This window comes from Saezia sanguinis, assembly GCF_003991585.1.
Taxonomy (GTDB): Bacteria; Pseudomonadota; Gammaproteobacteria; order Burkholderiales; family Burkholderiaceae_C; genus Saezia; species Saezia sanguinis.
In genome coordinates, this window is the sequence record NZ_PQSP01000001.1 from 207,786 (window position 1) to 234,478 (window position 26,693).

Consider the following 26,693-nt stretch of genomic DNA (forward strand, 5'->3'; position numbering starts at 1 on the left):
ACAGTGCCAGTGCTCAAGCAACCACCTTCAGCGCAAACCATAGAACAGATACGGATCAGGGCGCGTCGCCGTGTGATCGGGGCCATCATTTTGGTGGTGTTGGCTGTGGCGATTCTGCCATGGATATTTAACTCGCAGCCACGCCCAACGGTTGTGGATGTGCCAATTGAAGTTGCCGGCCAGTCGGTGCTTGAGGGGGAGCAGGTTTCCTCAGCGTCTCCCCAGATGGTGTCGCCTCCAGTCATGCAACCTTTAGACGGGGGAGTAGTGGTTGATGGTGCATCTGCCCCTGTTGCCATAACAGCGCCGGAAACCGTTGCTCCTATAACTTCGGGCAGTATCATGGCGGACCCGACGCAGCCAATGGATTCAGCGGCCAGTACAGACCAGCACCAGGAAGCCCAAGGGGGAACGGATTTAACGCTGAGCGATGGCTATGCCACCCGGCCCGCCAACCGTCCGACACTGTCTTCCAAAGTACCTGCGGATGCGGTTGTTGCCAGTGCCTCTCAGAGTGGCAGCACGGCAGTCCCCTCGGCCGATGCGGCCAGAGCGGCAAACATTTTAGGAGACCCGGCCATAGCTGTGACCGGTCGCACGCCATCAGCACCTGCCACGTCTTCCAGCACCTCTTCGGCATCATCTGCCTCCACAACGCTCAAGCCCAATGATCTTTCCCGCAGTTTTGTGGTGCAGGTCGGAGCCTATGCCGACGAAGCCAAAGTCAGTGAGGTTCGGGCACGCCTGACGATGGCGGGCTATACCTCTTTTGCGCAGGAAGTACAAACAGATGCCGGCAAACGTATTCGTGTACGCGTAGGGCCTTTCAACGGGCGGGCGGCTGCGGATGCGGTGGCTGAAAAAATACGGGCCATGGGCCTGCCTGCCGCTGTACTTTCAATGTGAGCAGAGCACCAGTCAATGTGTGATTTTCATTTTTTGAGGGCATGATCTAGCATGGGTGGATTGGATCTGCTGATTATCGCGGTGGTGCTTGTTTCTGTGCTGATTGGCTGTATGCGTGGGTTCATGTACGAGGCCGCTATGCTGTTTGGCTGGGTACTGGCTTTTTTTGTCGCACGCTGGCTGGCGCCAGACCTGTCGGCGTTGCTCGCCAAGGCCATTGCGAACGAAAACTGGCGCATGGGTATTTCTTTTGTTTTGGTGTTTATTGCCGTATTGTTTACCAATGGCATTCTGGCATTTGCGCTTAAGGCATTGTTTTCTAAGCCTGCATTGCGCCCGATGGACCGCTGCCTGGGCGGGGTGTTTGGGATAGTGCGCGCAGGGCTTGTGATGCTGGTGATGACGCTGGTGGTACATATTCTGCATTTGCAGGAGGAGGAGTGGTGGGCCCAGTCACGTTCAGCGCCCTGGCTCAATGAGGCGATGGAAGTGTCCAAGCCGTTTTTGCGCTCGGTCCTGAATCTGGATGAAGCCGAGCCTTCTTCGATCACATTGCCAGTGCTGCCGGACGCGGAGCCGGTCTGACAGGCGGCAGCAATTTTTGGTTTTTCTTTTATTTTGGAATCTGAATTATGTGTGGAATTTGTGGTGTTGTTTCCAATCAGCCTGTCAATCAGTTAATTTATGATTCGTTGCTGCTGTTACAGCACCGGGGGCAGGATGCTGCGGGCATTGTGACCGGGCTGGGGCAGAAAATTTTCATGCATAAGGCCAAAGGCATGGTGCGTGATGTGTTTCGCACGCGGAACATGCGTGCGCTGCCTGGCAATTACGGTATCGGGCATGTGCGCTATCCCACAGCCGGCAATGCGCACAGCGAAGAAGAGTCTCAGCCGTTTTATGTGAATGCGCCTTTTGGCATTGTGCTGGCACATAATGGCAACCTGACCAATGTGGATGAATTAAAGCGCCAGTTGTTCAACCTGGATCACCGCCATATCAATACGGAAAGCGATACCGAGGTTTTGCTTAATGTGCTGGCGCATGAGCTGGAGGTGGCTACACGCGGCCTGACGTTGAAGCCTTCTGAAATTTTTTCTGCCGTGCGTGGCACCATGAAGCGCCTGCGTGGTGCTTATGCGGTGGTGGCGTTGATTGCAGGTTATGGCTTGCTGGCGTTTCGCGACCCGAATGGCATCAGGCCGTTATGCTATGGTGTGAATGATCAGGGCGAAGTGATTGTCGCCAGCGAATCGGTTGCAGTGGAGGGAACCGGCCATCAACTGGTGCGTGACATTGCTCCGGGAGAAGCTGTTTTTGTAGAGCTGGATGGTACGATGCACACCGAGCAGTGCACGATGTCATCCAAATTGCACCCCTGTATTTTTGAATATGTATATCTGGCGCGTCCGGATTCTGTCATTGATGGTATTTCAGTGTATCAGGCCCGTGTCAATATGGGCGATACGCTGGCGCAGCGGGTCATCTCGACAGTGGCCCCTACAGAGATTGATGTGGTGATTCCGGTGCCGGAGTCCAGCCGTCCGAGCGCGATGCAGGTTGCTTACCGCATTGGCAAACCTTATCGTGACGGGTTTGTGAAAAACCGTTATGTCGGGCGTACGTTCATCATGCCCGGGCAGGGCGAGCGGCGCAGGTCCGTGCGCCAGAAACTCAATGCCATGAAGCAGGAGTTTATGGGGCGTAATGTGCTGCTGGTGGACGATTCGATTGTGCGTGGAACCACCAGCCGCGAGATTGTGCAGATGGCCCGTGAGGCCGGTGCCAGCAAGGTATACCTGGCTTCTGCCGCACCCCCGGTACGTTATCCGAATGTGTATGGCATTGATATGCCCACGCGCGGTGAGCTGGTTGCTTCAGGTCGCACTGTGCTGGAGATCCAGGATTACATTGGTTGCGATGCGCTGATTTATCAGGATGTTGATGCGATGAAACGCGTCATCGGAGAGTTGAATCCGAAAGTGAAGGGGTTTGAGGCTTCATGTTTTGATGGTCAATACATTACAGGCGACATCAACGAGGCCACATTCGCACAGCTTGAGAAGGCCCGCCAGGGCAAGAATGAGGACGAGATCGAAGAGGGCTCACGCAGCCGTTTGTCTTTGCAAGGAACGCAGGACTGATTGAATATTTATCTGAAAGAAAACAGGGAAAGATTGTGAATTCAGCATCAAAGTCATGGAAGCAGGCAACGCTGGCAGTACGGGAAGCGGTTGAAAAAAGCGCATACGGGGAAAACTCTGAAGCCTTGTATCTGACCAGCAGTTTTGTCCAGCCTGACTCGGCCACCACAGCCAGGCGTTTTTTGGGCGAAGAAGCCGGTTATACCTATTCACGTTACAGCAACCCGACGGTTGCCAGTATGGAAAAACGCCTGGCAGCGCTGGAAGGCACTGAGGCCGCCATTGGTACAGGCAGCGGCATGGGCGCTATTCTGATGCTGTGCATGGGGCTGCTTAAGGCAGGGGACCACGTGGTATGTTCGCGCAGTGTGTTTGGCTCCACACTCAAGCTGATTGGTTCTGAATTTGGCAAGTTTGGCGTTGAGTCCACTTTTGTATCACAAACCAATCTGGATGAATGGAAGCAGGCTATCAGGCCCAATACCAAACTGCTGTTTGCTGAAACGCCATCCAACCCGTTGACCGAGGTTTGCGATATTGCTGCCTTGGCACATCTGGCGCATCAGCATGGCGCTTTGCTGACGGTGGATAACACTTTCTGTACGCCTGTTTTGCAGCAGCCGGTCAAACTGGGGGCTGACATTGTGATGCATTCCGGTACCAAGTATCTGGACGGGCAGGGACGTGTGGTAGCCGGTGCATTGTGCTGTTCGCAGGAGCTGGTAGATACCGTATTTGAACCCGTATTGCGGTGCGCGGGCATGGCGATTTCGCCTTTTAATGCCTGGGTGGTGCTCAAAGGGCTGGAGACGCTTTCTGTTCGCATGAAAGCGCAAAGCGCACAGGCGCTTGAAATGGCGCGCTGGCTGGAAGCGCACCCGAAAATTGAACGGGTTTATTATCCGGGGTTGCCTTCGCATCCGCAGCATCAGCTTGCCATGCAGCAGCAAAACGGTATTGGTGGTGCTGTAGTCAGCTTTGTGGTGAAGGGAACAACACTTGAGCAACAGCGCGATAATGCCTGGATGGTTGCCGACCATACCGAGTTGTGCTCCATTACCGCGAATGTGGGGGATGTGAAAACCATCATTACCCACCCGGCCAGTACATCGCATGGCCGCCTGAGTGAAGAGCAGCGCCAGGCGGCTGGTATTGTTCAGGGGCTGCTGCGCCTGGCGGTCGGGCTGGAGGATGTGGAAGACATCAAGGCCGATCTGGCCCGCGGGCTGGCACACGTGGTTTAGTGGTTTAAGCCACAAAAGGCAATTGATAATAACGGTGGCTTTTGGGCTTGCCGGATAAGTTATTTGATGATAATTAACAAAGTAGACATATGAGTATTGTACGCACACGTTTTGCACCTTCTCCTACCGGTTTTATCCATTTGGGGAATATCCGTTCCGCGTTGTATCCATGGGCTTTTGCCAAAGCGAATAAGGGTGTATTTGTCCTTCGAATTGAGGATACCGATCTGGAGCGTTCATCGCAGGAGGCAGTCGATGTCATTCTGCAAAGCATGGATTGGCTGGGTATGCAGCCCGATGAAGGGCCGTTCTACCAGATGCAGCGCATGGACCGCTACAAGGAAGTGCTGGCGCAAATGCAGGAAAAAGGGCTGGTCTACCCCTGTTACATGAGCCAGGAAGAATTGAATGCTTTGCGTGAGCGTCAGATGGCGGCCAAACAAAAGCCGCGTTATGACGGCACCTGGCGGCCTGAAGCCGGAAAAACGTTGCCACCGGTTCCGGCTGATGTGAAACCTGTGTGGCGTTTTAAAAACCCGCTGAGTGGCACAGTTGTGTGGGAGGATAAGGTCAAGGGCCATATTGAGATTTCCAACGAAGAGCTTGATGACCTGGTGATTGCCCGCACGGATATGACGCCCACCTACAACTTCTGTGTGGTGGTGGACGATATAGATATGGGCATTACCCATGTGATCCGGGGTGATGACCACGTCAACAATACGCCGCGCCAGATTAATATTTTTCACGCGCTGGGCAAAGAGCCACCGGTGTTTGCGCACCTGCCGACTGTGCTCAATGAAAATGGTGAAAAAATGAGCAAACGCAACGGCGCCAAACCGGTCATCCAGTACCGCGAAGAAGGCTTCCTGGCTGATGCGGTGGTGAACTATCTGGCCCGCTTGGGCTGGAGCCATGGCAATGATGAAATTTTTACCCGCGAGCAGTTGATTGAATGGTTTGATCTGGACCATCTGGGCAAAAGTGCCGGGCATTACGATGAAACCAAGCTGCGCTGGGTGAATGCGCAGCATATGAAAATGACCGATGACGCTGTGCTTGCGGAGCTGGTGAATGAACACCTGAGCAAACAGGGTGTTCAGGGAGACGAGCGCTTAAGCAGAATCTGTGCGTTGTTCAAAACCCGTTGTGAAACAACAGTTGATCTGGCCAAGTGCGCGTTGCCGTATTATCAGGAACCCACATTAGACGCCGCGCTGCTTGGTGAGTATGTGACAGATGCCTTGAAACCGGCCATCGCGGATCTGGCGAATGCGCTGGAAGCGGCAGCGTGGGAGAAAGAAGCCATTTTTGAAGCATTTAAGCAGACGATGAAAAAACACGGCCTGAAAATGCCTCAGATTGGCGCGCCGGCACGGGTGCTAGTACTGGGGCAGCCCAACTCGCCATCGATTGATGAAGTTTTTGCACTGATGGGTAAAGAAGTAGTATTAGGGCGCTTGCGTAAGGTATAAATTTTTGCCATAATCACACTCTTGATTGATTGGCCGGTTTTGCATAAGAAGGTCGGCCAAGCATAGATCAAACGGGGGTATAGCTCAGCTGGGAGAGCGCTTGCATGGCATGCAAGAGGTCAGCGGTTCGATCCCGCTTACCTCCACCAAATAAAATCAATGACTTAGGCCGATTTTCTAGAAAATCGGCCTTTTTATTTTTGAGTTTAAACCCTAAATAAACCCTAAATTTGAGGCGATACCTATACTTTTTAGTACCTGTGAGTATTGAACAACAGGTATTTTGAGCATGCTAACAAGTGTCCGGCGAATTCTTTAAAAGGCTGCTATCTGGCAGCCTTTTTTGCTTTCTGATCCCTCTTTCATGAGGTCAATTTTCATTTCTCGTTATAGGCTATATCTCACCTTGTGATCACCTTGGGGCCGGATCGTTAACCTTCACCTTGCCAGCGAGGTCCTGGGCGATTGAGCGTGGATAGGGATGCCACTATTTACCCAACTGCAATACACAGAAGCAGGCGTAAAAAGAATCAGGCTTTGTAATTCTCTTCAAGCCTGCTCTTCATCCTGAATAAAACATAAAAGCCAGTTGGATATAAATGAATCGATATAAAAGTTAAATTCAATATATATAATTAAATATATCAAGAATTCTAAAAATAAACTTGTTCCATCAAACAGGACGCATCATAAAATTTTTTATTTAATTTAAAAAATTAACTCTGTTTTTGCGCCCCCTTTGATTTGAATTTTATGAGGGCGATATGTCATCCAGCTTACAACGTAGCATTACTTTTACTTTTGTCTTCTGTGTTTTACTCGGTCAGGCCCCTTTAAGTTACGCACAAATCGTAGCCGACCCCAATGCCGGAGCATACCGGCCTGATGTCACCACACCACCCAACACCAACAATGTACCCGTCGTCAACATCACGGGACCGAGCAACGCGGGCGTGAGCCGTAACCAGTATCAGCAGTTTGATGTGCAGCAGCAAGGCGTGATTCTCAATAACAACGCCACGAATTCCAACACCCAGCTTGCAGGCTGGATTCAGGGCAATGCCAACTTTGCTCCCGGACAAAGCGCCAGAATTATTCTCAACGAAGTCACTAGCGGTAATCCTTCAATGCTCCAAGGCTATATTGAAGTCGCAGGCAACCGGGCTGAAGTCATTGTCGCTAATCCTGCGGGTATCGCTGTGAGTGGTGGCGGATTCATCAACGCCACCAGTGCCACCCTCACCACAGGCAAACCCATATTTGCAGCCAGCGGCCACCTCGAAGCCTTCCGTGTCGGAGGAAACAATGCCCGCATACAGATTAACGGTGCCTTTGATACCTCTACAGTCGACTACACCCGCATTATTGCCCGTGCTGTTGAAATCAACTCGGGCCTTTGGGCCAAAGACCTCACTGTTGCCGCAGGCACTGGCGACTTTGCCCCGAATGGCGCACCGATCCAGCTTACTGTTGAAGATGAGGCTGGTAAGCCCCTCTTTGCCATAGACGTCGCACAGTTGGGCGGCATGTACGCCGGTAAAATCCACCTCATCGGCACTGAGTCTGGTGTGGGGGTGAGAAACGCCGGACATATCGGAGCCAGTGTGGGACAAGTTGCTGTCACCGCCGATGGCAGACTGGTCAATACAGGCGCGATCAACGCACAGAGCCAGATCAACCTTCAGGCCAGAGAGATTCACAACAGCAACACCATTTACAGTCAGGGAACACTGACTGCCAGCGCAGATAATATGATCAACGCTGGCATTATTGCTGCTCAAAATGATTTGAGCTTACAGGCGCAAACCATCGAGAATACAGAAGATGCGCTGATTGCTGCGGGCATCGATACTGAAGGACGTTTGACAGGCACCGGCAGCCTTAATCTTGAAGCCACCCAAACCCTTCATAACCGGGGCGACATCGTTGCCACGGATACATTAACTGCAAAAGCGACCACCCTTATCAACGACAGCAGAGCGCAGCTTGCCGCGGCGACCACCCAAATACAAAGCAGCGAGCTGACCAACCGGGGACTGATTGACGGCGCGACGACCCATATCAAAGCGCAGGAACTCACCAATATCGGTACTGGCCGAATCTATGGTGATCATCTGGCGCTTGAAGGGGGCCGCATCACCAACACGTCAGAGACCATTGGTGGGCAGAAACAGGCCGCAACCATCGCCGCCCGAGACCGGCTGGATATCGGTGTAGGCGAACTGTATAACCAGGATCATGCGCTGATCTACAGCGGCGGCAACCTCTTCATTGCGGGTGCGTTGGATGTTTCAACTCTTACAGCGACGGGAGAAGCAACCCTTGTACAAAACGATGGCGGCACGATAGAAGCCGTGGGCGACCTTGCCATTGCCGCAGTCCAGATACAAAACCTCAATACCACGTATGAAGACGCCATCGTCGCTCAAGACAGTAAAAATGTGTTCGACCATGTGGTCGGCAGTTCAGTCATCAACAACGAAGAAGTCCTCTTCTTCAAAGAAGACGGCAGCAGCGACTACACAGTAGGCGGGTGGTTTACCACCAACACCCTTTGGGAAGCTAAAGACCGTCTGGGAGGAAGCTCTAATTGGTTCATGCTCCGGCCTTCAAGCATTTACACTCAGGAACAGACACTGGCCATCTTCAGACTGGGAGGACTCAGGTCTTTGCCGAATAACGCCAGAGCCGACTATCAACCGGGAGGTCGTTACTACAGCGCGTGGAGCATCCTAGGTATCGAGGCTCCGCAAGCAGGAGACAGTGCTGACCTCACCAACCAGAAATTCAACGCTTTGCAGAGCCAAGTCTGGCGCTTCAGGAACGATATAGAAAACCGCAAAGTCTCTCAGGAGACCATGCGCCAGTATGTCGAGACCCACTACCGCACCGAAGTTACCCAAACCAATCCGGGAGAGATCATTGCTGGGGGCAATATCCATCTCACAGGCGATATCCTCAACGATAAAAGCCGTATTCTTGCCGGTGGGAGTATTACCACCGTTGGCAATCTCCAGAATATTGCCGCTCTTGGTGAAGACTATATTACGCGCAGCGGCACGCAGATCAACACCTCGCGCACCGCCAGTGGCCGAAGCTGGTCTGGACAGGCAGATTTTAATCAAAAAACAGGTGAAAGCATTATTGATCTTGGGATCACCGAATCCACAGAAAACGCCGCCATCAACAGCACCAACCCCGACATGGATGGCGTGATCCTGACCACACCTGGCAGCAGCCTCTACGAAATCCATCCCGGCGCGGATAAAAACTACCTCATTGAAACCGACCCGCGATTTGCCAATTACGGCAAATGGCTGTCTTCCGACTACATGCTCTCAGAACTCGGGCTGATCGGTGATCTGAGCTACAAACGGCTGGGTGACGGCTTTTATGAACAGCAACTCATCCGTGAGCAGATCGGCCGGCTTACCGGCTACCGTTTCCTGGCGGGTTACCAAAGCGACGAAGAGCAATACATGGCGCTCATGAGTGCCGGTGCTGAATTTGCGCAGGAATACAAGTTAAGTGTTGGTCTCGCATTGAGCGCGGAGCAGATGGCCCAATTGACCACGGACATTGTCTGGTTGGTCTCTCGCGACGTGATGCTGCCAGACGGCAGTATCGAGACTGTCCTCGTCCCGCAGGTCTATACCGCTTCCGGCGCAAGCCTCATCAATACTGATGGCACGATGATCAGTGCTAACAATGTTTATTTAGGCGGGCAGGACAATACCCTGACCAACCGCGCCACTATCGCCGCTCGCGGCAACCTTGTCGCAGATATGGGCGACATCCAGAACCTTGCTGGCGGACAACTGCACGGCAATAACACAGTCCTTCAGGCTGAAAACAATATAGAAAACATTGGCGGCGTGATTACTGCCTACAACGAGATTCAGATGATTGCCGGAGGCGACATCATTCATGCCAGCACCGTTACCGAAGGCGCTGACCAGCATGGCAGCATGAGCAACATCGGCAATACCGGCCTTATCTACCTTGCAGGCAATGAGGGAACTTCCGAAGAAGCCAGCAGCGGTAATATCTATATGCAGGCAGGCAGAGACATCCGTGTTGAGGGTGCGGCCATCATCAATGACAGCACACCGGCAGAACAACCGGAAGCCGCAGCACGTAGTACTGGCAACATAAACAACACCAGCGGCTCCACCACGCTGGTTGCAGGAAACGATATTTATATCGGCACGGTCACGACCGAAGCGCACCACAATGTCACTTTCGATGGTAAAAACAGCCTCGGCTTAAACAGTATTGATGAACACGGCAGTCAGATGCTCACCGCTGGAGACATCAACCTCATCGCTGACAACAACCTGACCATTCGTGGTTCTGAACTCGAAAGTGGTGATGGTGCTATCAACGCTGTGGTCGACACCATCCGTATTGAAGCAGCCGAACAGCAAAGCGACAACAGTTCGAGTTTTTACAACCACAACAGCCGTTTGGGCGGCTCCAAGAAACAGGAATGGCGTTATCAGACCGTCCGTACCGATCTGGTCGGCAGTTCACTCTCCGCAGAAGAGATCAACCTGCAAAGCACAGGCGACATGACCATTAGGGCCAGTGATGTGGTGGCCACAGGTGATCTCAACCTCATCTCCACCGGGGGCAATATTGCTACCCAAAGCGGTATTGGGCAGGACTACTCCACCTCTTTCCACAGCAAAAAAACCACCGGCATCTCATCCAAAGGCTTTGGCGTACATGTCGGTTCCACCAAAGAGACTACCCAGCAGAGCAGCCAGGGCACCTATGCCTATGCTTCCAGCGTGGGCAGCCTTGAAGGTAACGTCAACATCAGCGCGGCAGGAGGCAGCTATATCCAGACTGGAAGTGACGTGCTGGCTCTCAAAGGCGATATCAACGTCACCGCGCAGGACATCGCCATCGTAGAAGCCCGCGAAACCAGAAAAGACGAATACCGTTACGAATACAAACAAAGTGGCCTCACTGTCAGCGTGAATTCTCCGGTCATCTCAGCCATCCAGACCACGCAGCAAATGAACGATGCGGCCAAGCGCACGGGCTCTGACCGAAGCAAAGCGCTGGCAGTAGGCGCGTCAGGGCTTGCTATCGTCAATAACGCCATGACCATGGATGATGCAATTCAGGATATGGCCGCAGGCAAGAACCCAGTCAGTTCAGGTGCGATTGGTATCTCGGTGAGCATTGGCAATTCCAAAACCACCAGTACCAGCACCAATGTCAGTGATACGGCCAAAGGCTCCAACCTCACTGCCGGAGGAAACATCAACCTCACAGCAACAGGTAAAAGTGGTGAAGAACAACAAAATACAGACAGCGGCAACATCCTCATACAAGGTTCCAACATTGCTGCCAAAAATGATGTGAGCCCTGCCGCCCAAAATGATATTCATATCCTGGCTGCCCGTAACACCGAAGACAGCAACAGCTCCAACAAATCCAGTTCCTCCTCGCTGGGCGTTAGCTTTACCAGCGCGGGCATTGGTGCAAGCATCAGCGGTTCCAAAGGCAAAGGCAGCGGCAACAGCCATGATGTGTATTGGACAAGCTCTACCGTCACCGCAGGTAACAACCTCAACATCACCAGCGGCAAAGACGTCAACATCATCGGTTCTCAGGTCAGCGGCGAGAGTGTTAAAGCCGACATCGGCGGTAACCTGTACATCGAATCCCTGCAAGATACCAGCACAGAACACAGCAGCCAGAGCAGCAAATCCGGCTCACTCGGATTCAACTTTGGGCCTCTGGGAGGTCCCTCCGCCAGCTTTAACAGCAGCAAAACGACGGGAGACGGCAGCTACGCCAGCGTGAACGACTATGCAGGCATCATGGCCGGAGACGGTGGGTTTGACATCACCGTGGGCGGTAACACCCACCTGGGAGGCGGTGTCATCGCCAGTACGCAAACTGCTATCAAAGAAGGCAGCAACCAGCTGACCACCAGCACACTCACCTCTGAAAACATCGATAACGAGAGCAGGTATGAAGTCAAGGGAGATTCCTTTGGCATCAGCGGTAATATGAGTAAAGGCAAAGATGGTGACAGCGGCAATTATGGTCTGCCCAGCCTTACCCCCGGCATCCCGATCAAGGGTAAAGACAGTGACAGTGACACCAGTACCACCACATCAGGCATCAGTGGTGGCACCATCATCATCACCGATGAAGCCAAGCAAGAGATACTTACCGGCAAAACCGCAGAAGAAACCATCGAAGAGCTTAACCGCGATGTCATCACCGGAGAACTTGACGAAAACAGCCTCACCAAAGACTGGAACCTGCAAGAGCTTGTGGATGAGATGCAGGCCGAGATGGAGATCACTCAGGAGTTCATCAATCAGGGCAGTCAGTTGGTCGATAACCTCGACAAAATGGAAGCCAAAGCATGGGAAGACAAACAAGCCATACTTGATGCCGGAGAAATTAACGGCGTCCCTCTGACAGATGCTCAAAAGCTCCAGCTTGCAATGGAGATCGCCCAACTCAAGGATGACGCCATTTGGGGCATGGGCGGCATTGGCAGGCAGATCGCTACGGCCATCAATGCAGCGCTGTCCGGCAATGTCGGTGGAGCCAGCACCGACATCCTGCAAGGTGCGATTGTGAATTACCTACAAGGCGAAGGCGCTGGGTTGATTAAGGAATTCCTCAACAATTATCAAGGCACCGATAAAGAAAAAGAACAACTCCGTGGACTGCTGCAAGGCATTCTTGCCTGTGGAGGCGCGGCAGCGGGAGGCAGTGACTGTACAAGCGCTGCGCTGGGCGCAGGCGGTGCGGTACTCATTAACTACCTGCTGCAAACCGATCCAGAAGGTATGACTGCCCAGCAGAAGCAGGACAGGATGAATCTGGTGAACAGCATCATCGGTGGGGTGACGGAAGCCCTTGGGGGCGATTCCAATGCGGCGGTGATTGCTGGCAAGGTGGAGCAGGAGAATAACTACCTGACCCATGCGCAAGAGACCAGAAGAGATCAGGAAATGCGGGCCTGTGGTGGAGACTCAGCTTGCCGCCAGGCAGTTTGGTGGCAGTATGCAAAACTGGATTGGGAACAAAATGCCGGATTTGCTGTAGGTATGGGCACAGGCGTTGTGATCTCAGGTAAAGAAGCTGTGGAAGGTGTTTGGGCTTTGGTGACATCTCCAGTGCAGACCTATGAGGCTATACAGGCACTGATTAATTCAGAAGAGGCTAGAGCGCAATTTGGAGATGCCTTCCTTCAAGACCTGAAAGGCCGCTATGACATGCTGTACCACGCTTCGCAGGATGAAGGGTTTGAAGCCGCCTTAGTCTATGGTGCAGAATCTACCCGCTTTGCGACAGATTTGGTTGCAGCACTGCTGGTCGTTAAAGGAGGCGCTCAAATAGCGGGTAAATTGCCTCAAGCAACGCAAAGACTGGTCAACACTGCCGGAAAAGCGATAGATGATGTGGCTGCAGGGGTGAAGCCGCCGCCATCAGGGGGTGGTGGCTATATTCCACCGATGACAGATGCTGGAAAAATATTTGTTATAGATGGTGTTACCGTAACTGAAATCCCCAGTATTGGAAAAGGGGTAAGTATTACAGACCTTCCATCAAAGATTGTTATCAGCAATGGGATGAGTGCGGCTGAGTCAGCACAAGCTGGCAGAATTATTGCCCAATCAGGCGGGACTTTTGAAGGTGTGCCCAAATTAATACAAGGGGAGTCAATTGTTGGCGGTACAGTTGTTCCATCAACACGTTATCCTGCTATTGATGGCTGGCACCATCTCGCCGGAGGGGAAAAGATACCTGTCAGTTTGAAGGAAGTAACCGGTAATTCACCGCAAAAAATATTAGGTGAAATTCGTGAAGGTGTGCGTGTAGGTGCAGATCATAATATAAGTAATGCAACGATGTATATGGATGCGCGAAACATGAGTGCTGATGTAGTCATTGATTTTGCAAATAAAGGTGCTTTGACACAATCAGGCAGAGTTTTAGATCAAGGTGTGTTTAACCGCATTATAGTTAATACCAAAGACGGCTTTGTAACGATTGAAGTTGGTGGCGCAAGGGCAGGAAAACCAGTAGGGTGGTAAATTATGAGTCTTTCATTATCAGTAAAATTATTTGTACCTGTAGAGATTAAAGTATCTGAACTCATACAAAAGACAGAAAAGATATTTAATGAATTATTGGGATTAACTCAGGAATTAGAACTTGAATTTTTGAATAGCGATACTAGAGAGAAAATCGATAAGATCGAACTTGAAAAATGTGCAGCATTTTTTGATAGAAAATGGAGCCATGATGGTTGCTCTCTTTATTACTCTTGGAATGAATATTGGGAAGAGTTGGGATATGGAGAGCAATATGATTTTGCGCTTGGTACGATGGGTTTGGATTCCTCAATGCCAATGACTGCAATAGAAATAGCCATGTTAATTGCAGTCGCCAAAATGGGAGGCGTCAATCGTTTGATGGACACGCAATCTCTTCTAGGTGATGGTGATGAATACGGTTATATTAGTGTTGATGATATTCTGGCAAAAAAAGTTACAGGCTATTCAGATGTTTATACAGCAGCACAAGCATTTTATAAAAAGTTGGATTACAGGAGGTTTAGGCAATAAAAATGAACTCGTCTTCCTAATGCGCAATGGGCGGCACTAAAAAGCCAGATTCAGATTAAACCCTGCCACATACTTTGAAGCCTCAAACCCGCTGGGCTTTTTAAGCCATGTGCCGGTAAAAACATCATAACTGAAGTAGCCGTACTGCGTTGTGGCGATGCTTCCCCTCAGACCGATGACTGCACCCGACAAAGAGCGGCCTACCTGATATTGGGTGGCCGGTCCTGACACCTCTCCGTAATCCACCCCCAGATACAGTTCGTGGTTTGTATTCGGAACGATCCATCCAAAGTCGTTTCTGATCAACCAGCCCCGATCTCCCATCAGGTTCACTCTGCCGTCAAACCCCCGCACGGTATAGCGTCCACCAATGGAGAACTGGTCTTGCGATGTCAGCGGCGTGCCATTCCATTGTGAGCGCAGCGTGCCGAAATAACGAAAGCTCTGGTTTGCTATTTGCACCGGCGCACTCAATGTGGCGTTCAGGTTAATGATCTCCATGCGGGATGTACCTCCCCCATACGCCTCTTCCGGCGCTCTGATTGCCCGGTTCGCTCCCGTACCACGGCGGTAGGACAATCCAGCGTTCAGGATTGAATTGCCCAAGTATTGGCGGTAGTCCGCCCCGATCTCCCAGCCGGATGTGCGCCGCCGCTGGACTTCGATCTCCGTGTCTTCAATATAGTTATGGGAGTTGCGAGTCCAGCCTTTAAAGTAAACATTGGTACGAATCGTTGATGTTCGGAACAAGCGCCTGCTTACCGACATATCAAAGTTGCGGCTGTTGCCACTGTATTTGTATTGCTGATTGATACCCTGAATTAGTTGGTCGTAATGGTAATAGCTGCCATTGACACTGAAAAGCCAGTTACCCCTGAAAGGGACAGAATAGTGAATGGTATGCCCTCTGGAGCCACCTCCGTTGGCATCCCCGATATCATGGTTCAGGCTGATATAAAAAAGGTCATTGAGGTTAAGCCAGTTGTCGTAAGAAAAGGTCAGTCCCCCCTGATAGCGGCCTGTGCTTTTACTGCCACCGTCATCAATGGATACATTCAGCCGGAACGGAAAACGTTGACTCCTCGTGATGACCAGATCGCTTTGCCCTGGGTCATCGCCGGGTTCGATCTGGATATCAGCTTCTGCTGTAGGAACACGCTTGAGCATCTCCAATCCTTGCTCCAGATCACGAAGATTCAGCAAATCACCTTCACGCATAGGTAGGGCAGTACGCCAACTGGCGGTTTTACCGCTCATCTCATCTGCCCAGCGGATTTGATGAACATAACCCGGAATCACCACCAGAGATAAAGTCCCCGAAGCAAGGTCTTGTTCAGGTGCAACGACTCGTGTTGTGACATAGCCTCTTTGAATGATGGCGTTTTGAATCCTCCCCATCACAATGTTGATGCCTTGTGAGCTGAGACAGCGGTTGGTAGCGATGTCATCTTTACCTTGTGCGTCTTTATTCGCAGCTCGAAGCGCCCATTGAAACCGGTCGGAAAGTTCTCCTGTGAGTTGGAGAGTTTGGATATCAAAGCAGGGTTCTTCTGTTTGAGGCAAACGGACATTGGGCTGTTCTTGCTGCTCTCTTGTATCCAGTTGGACATTGGGAATGGATTCCATCTGTTCCCGCAACTCTCTTTCCCGTTGCTGCTGGAGTTGAAGTTCGGAAGCGGAGAAGTCAGGTATGCGGCCTTGTGCAAAAGCATGACTGATCAAAACACAGAATATAATAAAAACATTGAATGTAATAAAATCTCTGAAAAATAATAACCGCATAACAACCATTCATCAACTGCTAAAACATATAGTTGAATTGTAAATGGAGAATATGTTTACGTCATTTAAAGTATTTAAAGTGTATCTATAATGAAAACAGATCATTAAATAAATGGATAATTAAATATCTGTCGCAAAGGTTGCTATGAAAAAAGTGCTTTTCCTGAGTATTGTGGCTTCGGCATTATTTGCCTGTGCATCGCCATCGATGTCGATGGATGACTACCTGGCGCAATATCAGGGATGGAGCCGCAATGATTTGGAGTCGTTGTGGGGGAAACCTGATCAGGTGATAGATAATGATACGGATGTGACATTGCAGTTCCAGACGACAAGGAAGGCACCTGTCATGGTCTCGCCTGCAATATACCAACCTTATTATGATGGCAAAACAACGCAGCAAAGGATTGTTCAGCCCGAACGTTGGGCAACGGTGGAGCAACACTGCAAAATCACATTTACCTTAAACGATGACGTAGTGATTTTCTCGTACTATCAGGGCAACGGTTGTGTCGCTTCTGCCATGCCTTCGCTATCAGATACGCGGGCTTCAACCAGGTAGTCCCACCCAATGACGAATATCGCTACGCTGAACGATTGCCGTCAAGGATTCGTTATTTTTTGTATGGGTATATAGATCGTCTGATATTCATACCAAAAATTATATAAACGTATCGAGATAGCAGTAAATATAATAATTGGAATTATTGAAAGCGGAATATTAGCCTGATTTTGCTGAAATTGATTTTTTGCATTAGGGTGATAACATTATGAGCGTTTGATAATAAAAAATTGCAGTTCCAAAAATCATCTTGATGCGCGGATAATTGGTTAGCAATATGGTTCACGGTCAAGGAGAGAGGTCATTTGAAAACATTTTACAAAATTGAAGAGTTACCAAGACAGTGCAAACGGGCAGTGTTTCGGGTTCCAACAAAACGTGGGGATCAGTTTTTACGCACAGAATACGTATCAAGTGAGTTTAGTGTTGTAGAAGTGGATGCAGAGTATTTGCTTGAACTGTGGCGCAATGATACGGATGAGGATTACTTTGAATTGGCTCACGGTAATCCTGGGACATGGAGAAAGTGTCAAGAATTCCATGAGGCAGGAAATTGCTTTGCGCATGGGCAGTCCAAGCCTGTACCACTTGCCTTTATTTACTGTGACATTCGGGATGAAATGAAGGATGTTTGGAAGAGGCGTTTTATATTTTTAAAAGAGCACATGGGGCGAAAGGTTGTCAAACGCACGCCCTACATTGGTTTTACCGTTGGTGTTACCCAGACTATATGGTTGTTAACGTATGGGGCAAAATGTTTGCCGGTGATGTGCCGAACAGAAAATGCCGAACTGCTTCAACTAATGGCAGGCTTACCTGATGGCAAACCTCATACGATTAAAGATTTGCTTGAATCTGAATCAGAAGAAATTAATACGGTACATACATGATCACCAAAGCTCGGGTCTTGAAATATGCAGCAGACAAATATGGGACGCAGCCAGAGTATCTTTGGAAAAGAACGCCCGATACTGCAATTCTCAGACATGCGCATAACAGAAAATGGTATGGTGTGTTGATTACGATTTCCAAAAGCGCACTGGGATTAAAAGGGGAAGGCCAAGTCGAAATTATCAATGTTGAGGATAGCGCCCTGGTGATTGCAGGCATTACAGATCAAGCGGCACTGTCTTATGGCATGAAAGGGCCAGATTTAGATTCAGCTTTAGCTGGGGCACCAGAGGATATGCCTACAATTCTTTTGAGTCATCGGCCTGCTGGTGCGACAGAATACGCAATGGCGGGTGTAAATGTCCAGCTTTCTGGCCACACACATGGCGGAATGATACAAGGGGTTGATCAGCTACTTCGCTACGCTAATGGAGGGTATATTTCCGGAAGTTACATGATTGATGGTATGCATTTGTATGTAAGTAATGGAACTGGTTTATGGAATGGCTTTCCTATTCGACTTGGCATCCCGGCAGAGATTACTGAATTCGTATTACAGGCATCGCATCTTTAGCAGATTATTTTATTGCTGATAGTTAACACTGGCTGACAATCGTTCTGGACGGCTCCGTTGCGGCAAAAGAAATTTACACCTTAATCGATCATAGCTTTGATCTGACGAGATGAGATGAACGTCCTATTTTTCTTCGTTTTCCAATAACGATAAGTAGGGGTTATTGAAAGGAATATCGGGCATGATCAGTTCGGGGCTGGCCAGCAGATAACCATAGAGTTTTCTGGTCTTGCGAGGCCCAGAGACAACACATGTCCAGATATTTAGGCCATTGGGCTGACGCCGATGGATTTTGAGGCGCTCAAACTGCTTTTGACACCACTCCCAATCAGTCAGTTTGTCGGGTTTTGCCAGTTTTGCGCTTTGCGGAAATTCATGAGCGTATCGGACAAATAAACTGGGGGTCACTAAAAAAACAGTATCAGCTACTGTATGGATTGTGGCCTGTGCATCGTTGATGATCAGTTTTTTGCAGAGAATGGCTTGCCTTAGCCACGCCACAAAATGTTCTCCACCTGGTTCAGTTTCATTATGACTGAGCGTGGCTGTTTGTACGGAATTAAATGCCGTCTTATCATTGCTGGCAGGAGCAGTCCTGGAAGACGCTGCAGGGGCAGTGACAGGTTCAGTCAGTATTTGCGCAGGCTGGTTTAATGCATTGGGTCCCAGCAGATCCAGTACTGCGTCCAGGCTATCAGCTTTGATTGGTTGAGCGGGAGGTGTTACCAAAGTAACAGATTGTGTCGGGTCAATGGACTCTGGTGTGTCTTCTGGAGATGCCACTGACTCTGCGATAGTTTCATCGGCAACCGGAACAACTGATCCCTCAAAGGGGTCAGGGCGATCACCGGCTTGCCATATCAATGCCGGGACCACCTTAAAAACCGTTAGTGTATTGGACCAACCTGATTTGCTGTTGATGGCAACTTTCCAGATTGCTTTACCATTGGATGCAGGTTGCGCAATGCCATGTTCTTGAAGCACATCAAATACTGCCGTGTTTTTTTCAGGAATACCGCTGATGCCTTGCGAGAGCAAATGTGCCCGCAGCTTATCCGATACGGTTTTACTCACGAGCCAAAGACCATCGTCAGTAAGCCAGCCATCAGAGGCTTCGGGTTGGTTGAGTTTTAGTTTTTCCTTCAGAAGATAACGCAGGCCATCCAGCAGTTTACGCTGCAAGGCATGTTTAGGCGCTGTTAATGCTTTGACCGGATCGCCTCCCATCTCCTGTGCAACGGATGCTTGATCTGCTTTGGTGACGATTTCACCCAGGATGCCGGCATGCTCCATTTGACCAGCCAGCACATAGAGCAGGGCAGACCATAATGTCGGGAAAGTACTGAGCCAGTCCAGGATATTCCGGTCAAGAATTTGCGTATAAAGCAGTCCTGCAGCCGCACTGTGAAGCCGGTACTCACGATTTTCCCGATACCTGAAACGATAAGGCCGGGTCAGCGGACCATGCCAGGGATGCCAGCTTTTATCATCAGATGTCTCAACATCGATATCAACAGCGATTTTACCGATATCGTGCAATAAAGCAGCATACGCTGCACCGGCGGTCCAGGCTTCGGACTGCGCTGTTTGCGTTTCGGATGAAGAGCCAATAGGGAGGAGGTGGGACTGGCGCAGTTTGAGCGCGTATGCGACGATTTCCAGCCCATGGTCGATCATTCCCCCTGGATAGGCATGGTGATGGGTTTCAGAGGCCGGAAATTGCTGCACAAGCGCGGCATATCGCTCAATGGGGCGCTGATACAGAGTTTCAAACTGAGAGCGGGAGAGGGCGGTTCTTTGCCAGATATGCTTGAGGAGCATTTGACGCCGGGGTGTAGCTAAAAGCTCACTGGCGATCATGGGCTGTAAAAAATCGCCAGACCCGTTTATAGCTTCTGTCAGAGCAGGGGGGGTAACACAGGCTGCCTGAAGCGGCAGCTTCCTGCGCAGAATTGAAAACATTGCCTCTCCAATCGTTTCATCAACCAATGGACCTTTAAGCCTTTTTCCCTTTTAACTGTTTAAAAGGGGTAGGACCGTTGCCCTTAATGATCCATTCCCTTACGACCTTTTATGCCATTTGTTGTGCCATTTATCCTTTTATTCGTGGCGTGATTTTTGATAAATTGTTATAGTGGTACAGACAGAGCAAAAATAGCCATATTTATCATGAAAACCCCCTTTAAAACTTCTTCTAAAACCTCTCATCGTATTGGTGCCATGTTTGGAAAAGCCTGGCGGGGGTGGCTTCGCCTGGAAAACCGCTTCGCGTTGTGGATTAAAAAAATCGGAGTTCCTGTTACGGCCACCAAGATAACCCTTCGGCTACTGCTGGTGGCAGGTCTCGTGGCCATACTGTTTGCAACCGGTGTGGTTTCCCTGCTGTGGGCAATCGTTCAGATACTGGTTATGATTATCCTTGTGGTGCTCATTTTGGCGAATTGGCCATCCTGGCTGGGAGAAGTTTTGGAAGAAAAACCATCGCCATCGTATTTCCCTGAAGATGAAGACGATCACCGTAATCAGCCTGGATATGATCCACATTTTTATCCTGAAGATGATCCTGACCCCCGGTTCAGAAAATGATTTTGCTTAATCACTAGCTTTTCAAACCTGCGTCAAAGCCGCTTTTGAATTCCCCGCCTGCTTTACTGGCAAGATCCCCTGCTTTTGCGCCTGCATCAGTACTGCTCCTGGTTCCATTCCCCAAATTACCAGCAATATTTCCCGCAGTAATACCAATCCAGCTAAGCGCCGTAATCCACATGGTCGGCAGCACAAGGAACATAGACCCCATCACAAAATTGAGCAGCGCATCGCTCATTCCGTTATCAAACCCCATCAATGGATTGAGGTTGCTGTGTGGCGACTCCCCGCCATAAAGTGCGTCCAGTATGGTCGAATCAATCCACCTTGCCAGTTGAAACCAGAAATCGACAAAGAAGAGCGCAAACTGCACACATGTCACCGTGATGACGTTTTTAAGTTCATAAACGCCAAAAACAAGCAGCATTGGAATACAGATCACCAGCGCCATTTTTAAAAAAGACAGAACCATTGGCAGTGATCGTCTGAGGTTATCCATCGCAGGGAAATACCCAAAACTGGTCACAGCTGTGCCCAAATTGCTGCCCCACCGGGTCACACCATTGGTCAGAGAGCCGCCAACCTGACCGCCGTAATCGGTATAAACCGCCCCGCGATTCATATTCTGCTGACGCGGAGATGCAACAACCCGGATCAGCTCATCATTGACTTCATCCTGAGATAAGAATCCGATCCAGTGACCGAAACGTGATATCAGGCTCGGATCGACCTGTGCAATCAGGCGTGCCCGTAGTCCCTTGCTGCTATCAAGCCACCACTGTGTACATGTTGGATAACCGCCGCCGCTCGCTACCTGAGCAAGACCCGCGTCACGTGTGGAATCGTATGGCCAGTCCACTCTGGGTGTTTTGGAGCGGAAACTGTCGTAAAACCCCGGCGTTCCTACAAAATATTGCGACCCGATCCATGAAACATCATTCATCTGCTTGGCACCTAGTTCAGGGCGCGACATGAACAGCTTTGCACGGCTGGGCGCATAACAATCATTGGTAAAATCCGCGACCTCCTGAGCCAGCACAGGGTCATTGATCCGTGTATCGTTGATCTCCATGCGCATTTGACGCAGATCTGTGCCGCAGGGGATGGATGCTACTGAAGCGCCGGTCACTGCGCGTGAGAGCGAATGCACAAAGAACCACCATATCGGTACTTTGGCTGACTGGTTGTTGATGGTGGTAAAAACCGTGTCCCAGCGGGTTTCTTCGGGCTTTGGAATAGATACCTGACATTGTTTGGCTCGACCTTCATCGTATTTGATGGATGAAAGATCAATTGTGATCATCGGTACTCCGGCAAACAGCAACACGACAATGGCGACCCAGACACGGTTTTCAATGCGGATGGCGGAGAGCGCTCCTTTGTTACCCTCATCTACGCCTTCACCACGCGCTTTTAACCATTCCTGAATAATGATTGCGATAAAGGGAATGGCAAAAATGCCGGACGCAACCAGGATGTTCCACACACCATTGTTAATGACCCAGGCCACCAGGGTCAGGTAATATTCTAAATAATCGCCTGTATATAGCGTCATTTCTCCCCCTTAACTTTGTCCCAGGAAATTGGTCACTTCAAGCAGCACAATTGAAGCGGCTGCACAAATCTCAACGCGCTTAAGACGCTTGCGGCCTTCATCAGTTTCCTCTCTTTGCAGCACACGCTTTCGCATCCAGAGCCAACCATAGACCGTTGCGGCATAAAGGAGTACGCGCCAGACAAAAAAGACAGGGGCGTTATTTTTAAGCCAATGATCCCAGGACAAAATATCACCGGCGAGTTCAATACCGACAACATTGACCAGAGCAGCAACTGCCACCACCAGCAGGACAGTAAGCAGTGTCAGTGCAACGCGCCGGTTAAAAACCTTGCGTAAAATCCTCATGGTGCTGTACTCCCATCAATGCTCCCGTCAGCGCCACGGTTGACTGTATCCAGACGGTTACGTTCGGGATCTCCTTCATAGATGCCACGAGAGGCTTCAGCCCGGATGCGTTGACGCTCCAAAATGGCGGTCGCTGAATTACCGGCCAGCATCCGACGCAGTTCCAGTTCGGTTTTAAGGTTTTGGATTTCCTGATCCAGCACGGAAGTTTCACGGCTGATTGATTTTTGAGCCAGCTCGTTTGCCGCAATATTGGGCTCCTTGGAGCCGGTGAGCATCGTTCTTTGCAACAGCAGGGCTTTTTCCATGACGCTGGCAAGGGCTACTTCGGAAGCCAGCCGTTTTGCCATCAAATCAAGGTCAGGCTCTTCGCGCAACGCCTCAATCACCCCTCGGCTGATTGGCAGTGAGTTGCTGCCAGCTGCGGCAAGGTTTTGTGGGGTAGTGGGTTTTGAGCCATTCAGCATTGCCTGCAGTGCTTCAATCTTGGCTTCATATTCCTCCTGTATCAGCGGTGTGAGACCCACACCGGGCGTTGTTTGCGTTTTAGTGCAGCCTTCGCAGGTGCGCTGCTCCTGCTCTCCAAGAACGCGTACAGCCCATTTTTGTGCCTCTTCGGGGGAAGACCATGTTTGGCAGACGAGATTATTTTGGCAGGTTGACGGATTAATAGCAGAGGATTCTGTGACGCTGCGACCGCTTAAAAGGTTGTAGCCTGCTTTGGTCACACTGCCAACAATTTTGATAGGCTCCTGGCCAGCGCCACCGGCATTTGTGCCGCCTACCCACGGTACGCCGGAATTGCCACGGTCCGATTCGGCTTCTTCTATGGCAGATACGGCATCACTTTTATTAACTGCTGCTTTTAAAGCCATCCCTTCGGAGAGTCGGTTCCACTCCAGTTGTCCTCCGGCGACATCGGCCATCCGCTCGGCAATCGAGCGACAGGTCAGCTTGGAGCGGTCAAAATCCATTCTGGCCTGGAGAATGCCATTGGTGATCAGGTTATACAGGGCGGGATTAGCACGCTGGAGGATCAATGCCGGAAGAGATGCAACCGCTGACGTAGCGTTTTGCAGCACATTACTCATGATGTTCTGAAAACCATTGGTTACACCATTGAGTTGGTTTTGCAGCGTGGTGCTGATCGACATATCACCACAGATCAGGTTGGAGCTCCAGCCAGCGCCAACGGACAAAGACTGCATATTAGCGGTTTTAGTCATTGATACGGCTCTGCCGCCACCAATGTTATACAAAACATGGTCATCTATAATGGCTCCACCATGATTGAACCCGTTTTCATCCAACCGGGTCTGGTTGGGGTTTTGAGCATGTGCCAGAGTTGAAAGCGTCATGGTACTAACGACCAGCAGATAGCTGATCTTTTTTGCCAAAGCGGGGAGTTGTTTTTTCATACCTTTACCTCATTAAAAATCAATACTGCCCAAAAATATCTGACCGCGTTTTTTGCAGCAGCTATAAGGTCTCCAAAGAGTCCAGGCATAAGCGCCCTGGATGTCTTGCGTCAAAAATCCTGAGCGGGGAAATGTCATGCACGAAGATGACATCGAAGGAGCGAGTTCCTGCCATTTGCCGGTTGCAGCATTGCCTTCGAGCAAAGCGCCAGCGGGCCAGTAACCATCTTTGGACTCGGCTAAAAGAGGGTAGTAGACATGGGGTTGTGCGCTGCGGGTGACGATATCTCCTGCCCGCTGCGCAATCACGGCTGCAGCCTTGTGGTCATCAGCCTGATGGATAAACCCGCCACGCGGATAAACTGCTCCCCACATATTTGCAGCAATTGTGCTGCCAACTTCCCGCATTCCAGGCACTAAGGCTTCTGGATAGGCCATTTCGGGCACGTAATAGCGCCATGCGAGCGTATCCAGGGTACTTAGGAGATAAGGCATAAATGGCATGCCAGCACCAGAACAGGACAAGCCCATTGCGCCGACAAATTCGCTAAAGACTTCGCTTGCCGGGTGACCGATCACGTCAGCGTTTTTGAAGCGCGATAATTCATTTTGATGCTTTTCGCTGGTTGTCCCATTTCCGCCATCTTCGGCAGTTGTGTTGGGGGTACTCATGATGGCAACTTCTGACCAGGGATTTTTACCTGTGGCTTGGTAGCTTGATACCACCGCATCGGGAACGTAGTGCCGGACTTTGACAGACGTTCGCACTTTGCATCCACCAAGGCTGCAGTGCAGCCAGTAGCAGATGCCCACGATTTTGTAATCCAGGCAATCAAGGGATAAAGCCGAAGTGACTATGGCGGGAGTGGTCAGAGCCTGGGCTGACATGCTGATACTTGCTGCTAAAGCAAGCATGGTGAGGCGCAGCCGTGAAAAAAATGAGTTCATTGATGTTTCTCCTGGTAATTCTGAATGCGTGAAACTGCCTCCCCCACATCAGGTTCACCGTAAACGACGTACTGGCGCTCTACGACAACAGCGGGGATTTTTTGAACGCCAAGTGTCCAGGCATCAACAATGCCCCGGTAAGACTGAGCAAGTTGATGGTGTGTTTGGGCAGTGAGCCTGGCTTTTGCGAGTTCTGCTGGATCGCCTTTATGAGTGTCCAGATCACTGAAAAGAGACTCTTCAATTTGCCTTACCTGATCCAGTTCATAGACATGCGCCTGATCGGGCACGGAAAAGACCGGATGCTCGGTGTCGGTAAAAACCAGAATTTGTTGTGCGTTAACACCAAAACTGGCAAGCAATGCCAGGGCAGCGATACATGAAACAATATACTTATGCATGAGCGAATGAAATAGTGATCAATATGATCGTATTTCAATCGATTTGGGTGATTTGTATGCGAAGAAATCGGATTTTGGGTAGTGCTGATTTCTTGATTGTTTGATCGGGCATATTGGCCAGGGTCTGGGAAACATAAGAAGCACTACACGCCTTTTAAGCTAAGCCTTGAAGATATATAATCATGCCCTGTGTCGCAGAAAGCGTGAAACCTTGTCTGCATAGAGAAAAATAATTCACAGGAGCCATCATGAAAAAGGTGATCTACATTGGATTTACGATATTTGCTATTGAAAAAATATTAACCACCATACTTTTGATTCAATCAGCAATGAGAATACAGGCGGGAGTAGATTCGTATCCAAACGTAGCATATTTTGCTTCGTTTACAAGAATCATAGGCTTCTTTGGTATCGCAGGATCAGTATGTGTGCTTATAGTCATCCTATTGCTCATAGTGAGTTTATTTAAACGCAAATCACAAAATAGTCCAGCACAGGAGTAATAGATAAACAGAGTTTTAAAGTATAAGAGTGTGTTGACGCGTCCTAATTTTGTCCGAGTTATTTTGATCAAGGTAAAGAAACGCCCTTTATTTAAAGGGCGTTGTAGATAGCAATATTATTTTTGCTTATGACGATTTTCAATTTTTTCAGCGATTTCACGAGCAACACCTTGCCAGGCTTGTGGGTTGATAAACTCGCCCAATTCTTTCAATTGTTCAGGTGCGGCATTAGCTACTGTATCTGAATAGCAATGCAGTGCTTCAATTACAAATAGTTGTGCCATTACGCCGTATTTTGAATATTGCATCAAATCGGTGACAAACTCAATGTTGGTCATACGTTTTTTCATTATTTTCTCCTACTGATTAATATAGTCATGGTGATGTGTCATTGCCAAACTCTTTTCCCTAAAACACTGAACCTGTTCAGGGATGAGTACAGCAAGCCAGTCTTCATATTGAATCGCCATGGCTGGTGATATATCTGAATGAACGTCATGTACGCAACAAACCGCATTGATCCTGCTCTTTCGTTTTGCTGCTGTGGTAAACAGTCCTAATAAAGATTTGCGCACCACAGCACTGAGGCGTCCCAGCGCAAAAAAGAAGGTGTAAAACACAAGATAGTTCAGCGTTTGATCATTGGAGTGATTTTGCTGATTCTTTTCAGACATAATGTATCTCCTAAAAATGAACAGAAGAAACATCTTTTCCCATTGGGGGAAATGTTTCCCCTGTGGGTTA

The 26,693-nt window shown here is 49.9% G+C and carries 21 protein-coding genes and 1 tRNA gene; 13 read left to right on the forward strand and 9 right to left on the reverse strand.

Annotated elements, in window-relative coordinates; translation table 11 throughout:
- Nucleotides 1-9 precede the first annotated feature (9 nt).
- From CUZ56_RS00930 to CUZ56_RS00965, 8 genes are all read left to right on the forward strand, one after another.
- Entirely contained in the window at nt 10-906 is an 897-nt protein-coding gene (locus CUZ56_RS00930; RefSeq protein ID WP_126977333.1) for an SPOR domain-containing protein, read from the forward strand.
- Nucleotides 907-957: 51 nt separating this feature from the next.
- A complete protein-coding gene (locus CUZ56_RS00935) occupies nt 958-1,491 on the forward strand; it encodes a CvpA family protein (protein WP_126977335.1) in 534 nt (177 codons plus the stop codon).
- Nucleotides 1,492-1,538: 47 nt separating this feature from the next.
- The gene (gene purF, locus CUZ56_RS00940) at nt 1,539-3,050 is read left to right on the forward strand and encodes an amidophosphoribosyltransferase (RefSeq protein ID WP_126977337.1); all 1,512 of its coding nucleotides are present in this window, start codon (nt 1,539-1,541) and stop codon (nt 3,048-3,050) included.
- 35 nt (nt 3,051-3,085) lie between these two features.
- On the forward strand, nt 3,086-4,294 hold the full coding sequence (locus CUZ56_RS00945) for an O-succinylhomoserine sulfhydrylase (protein ID WP_239441933.1): 1,209 nt from the start codon (nt 3,086-3,088) through the stop codon (nt 4,292-4,294).
- An 89-nt stretch (nt 4,295-4,383) separates the two neighbouring features.
- Complete coding sequence (gltX, locus tag CUZ56_RS00950) at nt 4,384-5,769, forward strand: glutamate--tRNA ligase (RefSeq protein WP_126977341.1); 1,386 nt, start codon at nt 4,384-4,386, stop codon at nt 5,767-5,769.
- 73 nt (nt 5,770-5,842) lie between these two features.
- Nucleotides 5,843-5,918, forward strand: a tRNA-Ala gene (locus tag CUZ56_RS00955).
- A 615-nt stretch (nt 5,919-6,533) separates the two neighbouring features.
- Complete coding sequence (locus CUZ56_RS00960; RefSeq protein WP_126977343.1) at nt 6,534-13,847, forward strand: two-partner secretion domain-containing protein; 7,314 nt, start codon at nt 6,534-6,536, stop codon at nt 13,845-13,847.
- 3 nt (nt 13,848-13,850) lie between these two features.
- Nucleotides 13,851-14,381 (forward strand): hypothetical protein, encoded by a 531-nt coding sequence (locus CUZ56_RS00965; RefSeq protein ID WP_126977345.1) that lies wholly within the window; start codon nt 13,851-13,853, stop codon nt 14,379-14,381.
- Nucleotides 14,382-14,417: 36 nt separating this feature from the next.
- On the opposite strand, the gene CUZ56_RS00970 is transcribed toward CUZ56_RS00965, so the two are convergent.
- The gene (locus CUZ56_RS00970) at nt 14,418-16,103 is read right to left on the reverse strand and encodes a ShlB/FhaC/HecB family hemolysin secretion/activation protein (RefSeq protein ID WP_239441935.1); all 1,686 of its coding nucleotides are present in this window, start codon (nt 16,101-16,103) and stop codon (nt 14,418-14,420) included.
- A gap of 205 nt (nt 16,104-16,308) precedes the next feature.
- Between CUZ56_RS00970 and CUZ56_RS00975 the strand changes: the two genes are divergently transcribed.
- From CUZ56_RS00975 to CUZ56_RS00985, 3 genes are all read left to right on the forward strand, one after another.
- On the forward strand, nt 16,309-16,725 hold the full coding sequence (locus tag CUZ56_RS00975; protein ID WP_126977349.1) for a hypothetical protein: 417 nt from the start codon (nt 16,309-16,311) through the stop codon (nt 16,723-16,725).
- A gap of 305 nt (nt 16,726-17,030) precedes the next feature.
- Entirely contained in the window at nt 17,031-17,615 is a 585-nt protein-coding gene (locus CUZ56_RS00980) for a plasmid fertility inhibition factor family protein (protein WP_126977351.1), read from the forward strand.
- Complete coding sequence (locus CUZ56_RS00985; protein ID WP_126977353.1) at nt 17,612-18,190, forward strand: hypothetical protein; 579 nt, start codon at nt 17,612-17,614, stop codon at nt 18,188-18,190. The genes CUZ56_RS00980 and CUZ56_RS00985 overlap by 4 nt, the downstream gene beginning before the upstream one ends.
- A gap of 123 nt (nt 18,191-18,313) precedes the next feature.
- Here the strand turns inward: CUZ56_RS00985 and mobH are convergent, their stop codons facing one another.
- Nucleotides 18,314-20,152, reverse strand: a complete 1,839-nt coding sequence (mobH, locus tag CUZ56_RS00990) for a MobH family relaxase (protein ID WP_126977355.1) — start codon at nt 20,150-20,152, stop codon at nt 18,314-18,316.
- Nucleotides 20,153-20,359: 207 nt separating this feature from the next.
- On the opposite strand from mobH, the gene CUZ56_RS00995 reads away from it, so the two are divergent.
- Complete coding sequence (locus CUZ56_RS00995; RefSeq protein WP_126977357.1) at nt 20,360-20,776, forward strand: DUF3742 family protein; 417 nt, start codon at nt 20,360-20,362, stop codon at nt 20,774-20,776.
- Between the two features lie 13 nt (nt 20,777-20,789).
- Here CUZ56_RS00995 and CUZ56_RS01000 read toward each other — a convergent pair whose 3' ends face one another.
- The 5 genes from CUZ56_RS01000 to CUZ56_RS01020 form a co-directional block, all read right to left on the reverse strand.
- On the reverse strand, nt 20,790-22,331 hold the full coding sequence (locus tag CUZ56_RS01000; protein ID WP_126977359.1) for a conjugal transfer protein TraG N-terminal domain-containing protein: 1,542 nt from the start codon (nt 22,329-22,331) through the stop codon (nt 20,790-20,792).
- Nucleotides 22,332-22,340: 9 nt separating this feature from the next.
- Nucleotides 22,341-22,679 carry a hypothetical protein gene (locus CUZ56_RS01005; protein ID WP_126977361.1) on the reverse strand — a complete coding sequence of 113 codons (339 nt, stop codon included), beginning with the start codon at nt 22,677-22,679 and terminating at the stop codon, nt 22,341-22,343.
- Complete coding sequence (locus CUZ56_RS01010; RefSeq protein WP_239442011.1) at nt 22,676-24,037, reverse strand: integrating conjugative element protein; 1,362 nt, start codon at nt 24,035-24,037, stop codon at nt 22,676-22,678. Before CUZ56_RS01010 ends, CUZ56_RS01005 begins: the two co-directional genes overlap by 4 nt.
- Before the next feature lie 72 nt (nt 24,038-24,109).
- Nucleotides 24,110-25,012 carry a TIGR03756 family integrating conjugative element protein gene (locus tag CUZ56_RS01015; RefSeq protein ID WP_126978495.1) on the reverse strand — a complete coding sequence of 301 codons (903 nt, stop codon included), beginning with the start codon at nt 25,010-25,012 and terminating at the stop codon, nt 24,110-24,112.
- Between the two features lie 29 nt (nt 25,013-25,041).
- Nucleotides 25,042-25,446: a TIGR03757 family integrating conjugative element protein gene (locus CUZ56_RS01020; protein WP_126977365.1), complete on the reverse strand. Its 405-nt coding sequence runs from the start codon at nt 25,444-25,446 to the stop codon at nt 25,042-25,044.
- A gap of 248 nt (nt 25,447-25,694) precedes the next feature.
- Between CUZ56_RS01020 and CUZ56_RS01025 the strand changes: the two genes are divergently transcribed.
- Nucleotides 25,695-25,949: a hypothetical protein gene (locus CUZ56_RS01025; RefSeq protein WP_126977367.1), complete on the forward strand. Its 255-nt coding sequence runs from the start codon at nt 25,695-25,697 to the stop codon at nt 25,947-25,949.
- A gap of 116 nt (nt 25,950-26,065) precedes the next feature.
- On the opposite strand, the gene CUZ56_RS01030 is transcribed toward CUZ56_RS01025, so the two are convergent.
- Both CUZ56_RS01030 and CUZ56_RS01035 read right to left on the reverse strand, forming a co-directional pair.
- Nucleotides 26,066-26,299 (reverse strand): hypothetical protein, encoded by a 234-nt coding sequence (locus CUZ56_RS01030; protein WP_239441937.1) that lies wholly within the window; start codon nt 26,297-26,299, stop codon nt 26,066-26,068.
- A 9-nt stretch (nt 26,300-26,308) separates the two neighbouring features.
- On the reverse strand, nt 26,309-26,623 hold the full coding sequence (locus tag CUZ56_RS01035; protein ID WP_126977368.1) for a hypothetical protein: 315 nt from the start codon (nt 26,621-26,623) through the stop codon (nt 26,309-26,311).
- Nucleotides 26,624-26,693 lie beyond the last annotated feature (70 nt).

What these genes read in the sequence shown, in the direction of transcription:
- CUZ56_RS00935 (WP_126977335.1), top strand. Translation starts at nt 958, where the DNA reads ATGGGTGGATTGGATCTGCTGATTATCGCGGTGGTGCTTGTTTCTGTG.
- purF (WP_126977337.1), top strand. Translation starts at nt 1,539, where the DNA reads ATGTGTGGAATTTGTGGTGTTGTTTCCAATCAGCCTGTCAATCAGTTA.
- gltX (WP_126977341.1), top strand. Translation starts at nt 4,384, where the DNA reads ATGAGTATTGTACGCACACGTTTTGCACCTTCTCCTACCGGTTTTATC.
- CUZ56_RS00960 (WP_126977343.1), top strand. Translation starts at nt 6,534, where the DNA reads ATGTCATCCAGCTTACAACGTAGCATTACTTTTACTTTTGTCTTCTGT.
- CUZ56_RS00965 (WP_126977345.1), top strand. Translation starts at nt 13,851, where the DNA reads ATGAGTCTTTCATTATCAGTAAAATTATTTGTACCTGTAGAGATTAAA.
- CUZ56_RS00975 (WP_126977349.1), top strand. Translation starts at nt 16,309, where the DNA reads ATGAAAAAAGTGCTTTTCCTGAGTATTGTGGCTTCGGCATTATTTGCC.
- CUZ56_RS00985 (WP_126977353.1), top strand. Translation starts at nt 17,612, where the DNA reads ATGATCACCAAAGCTCGGGTCTTGAAATATGCAGCAGACAAATATGGG.
- mobH (WP_126977355.1), bottom strand. Translation starts at nt 20,152, where the DNA reads ATGTTTTCAATTCTGCGCAGGAAGCTGCCGCTTCAGGCAGCCTGTGTT.
- CUZ56_RS00995 (WP_126977357.1), top strand. Translation starts at nt 20,360, where the DNA reads ATGAAAACCCCCTTTAAAACTTCTTCTAAAACCTCTCATCGTATTGGT.
- CUZ56_RS01000 (WP_126977359.1), bottom strand. Translation starts at nt 22,331, where the DNA reads ATGACGCTATATACAGGCGATTATTTAGAATATTACCTGACCCTGGTG.
- CUZ56_RS01005 (WP_126977361.1), bottom strand. Translation starts at nt 22,679, where the DNA reads ATGAGGATTTTACGCAAGGTTTTTAACCGGCGCGTTGCACTGACACTG.
- CUZ56_RS01010 (WP_239442011.1), bottom strand. Translation starts at nt 24,037, where the DNA reads ATGACGCTTTCAACTCTGGCACATGCTCAAAACCCCAACCAGACCCGG.
- CUZ56_RS01015 (WP_126978495.1), bottom strand. Translation starts at nt 25,012, where the DNA reads ATGCTTGCTTTAGCAGCAAGTATCAGCATGTCAGCCCAGGCTCTGACC.
- CUZ56_RS01020 (WP_126977365.1), bottom strand. Translation starts at nt 25,446, where the DNA reads ATGCATAAGTATATTGTTTCATGTATCGCTGCCCTGGCATTGCTTGCC.
- CUZ56_RS01025 (WP_126977367.1), top strand. Translation starts at nt 25,695, where the DNA reads ATGAAAAAGGTGATCTACATTGGATTTACGATATTTGCTATTGAAAAA.
- CUZ56_RS01030 (WP_239441937.1), bottom strand. Translation starts at nt 26,299, where the DNA reads ATGAAAAAACGTATGACCAACATTGAGTTTGTCACCGATTTGATGCAA.
- CUZ56_RS01035 (WP_126977368.1), bottom strand. Translation starts at nt 26,623, where the DNA reads ATGTCTGAAAAGAATCAGCAAAATCACTCCAATGATCAAACGCTGAAC.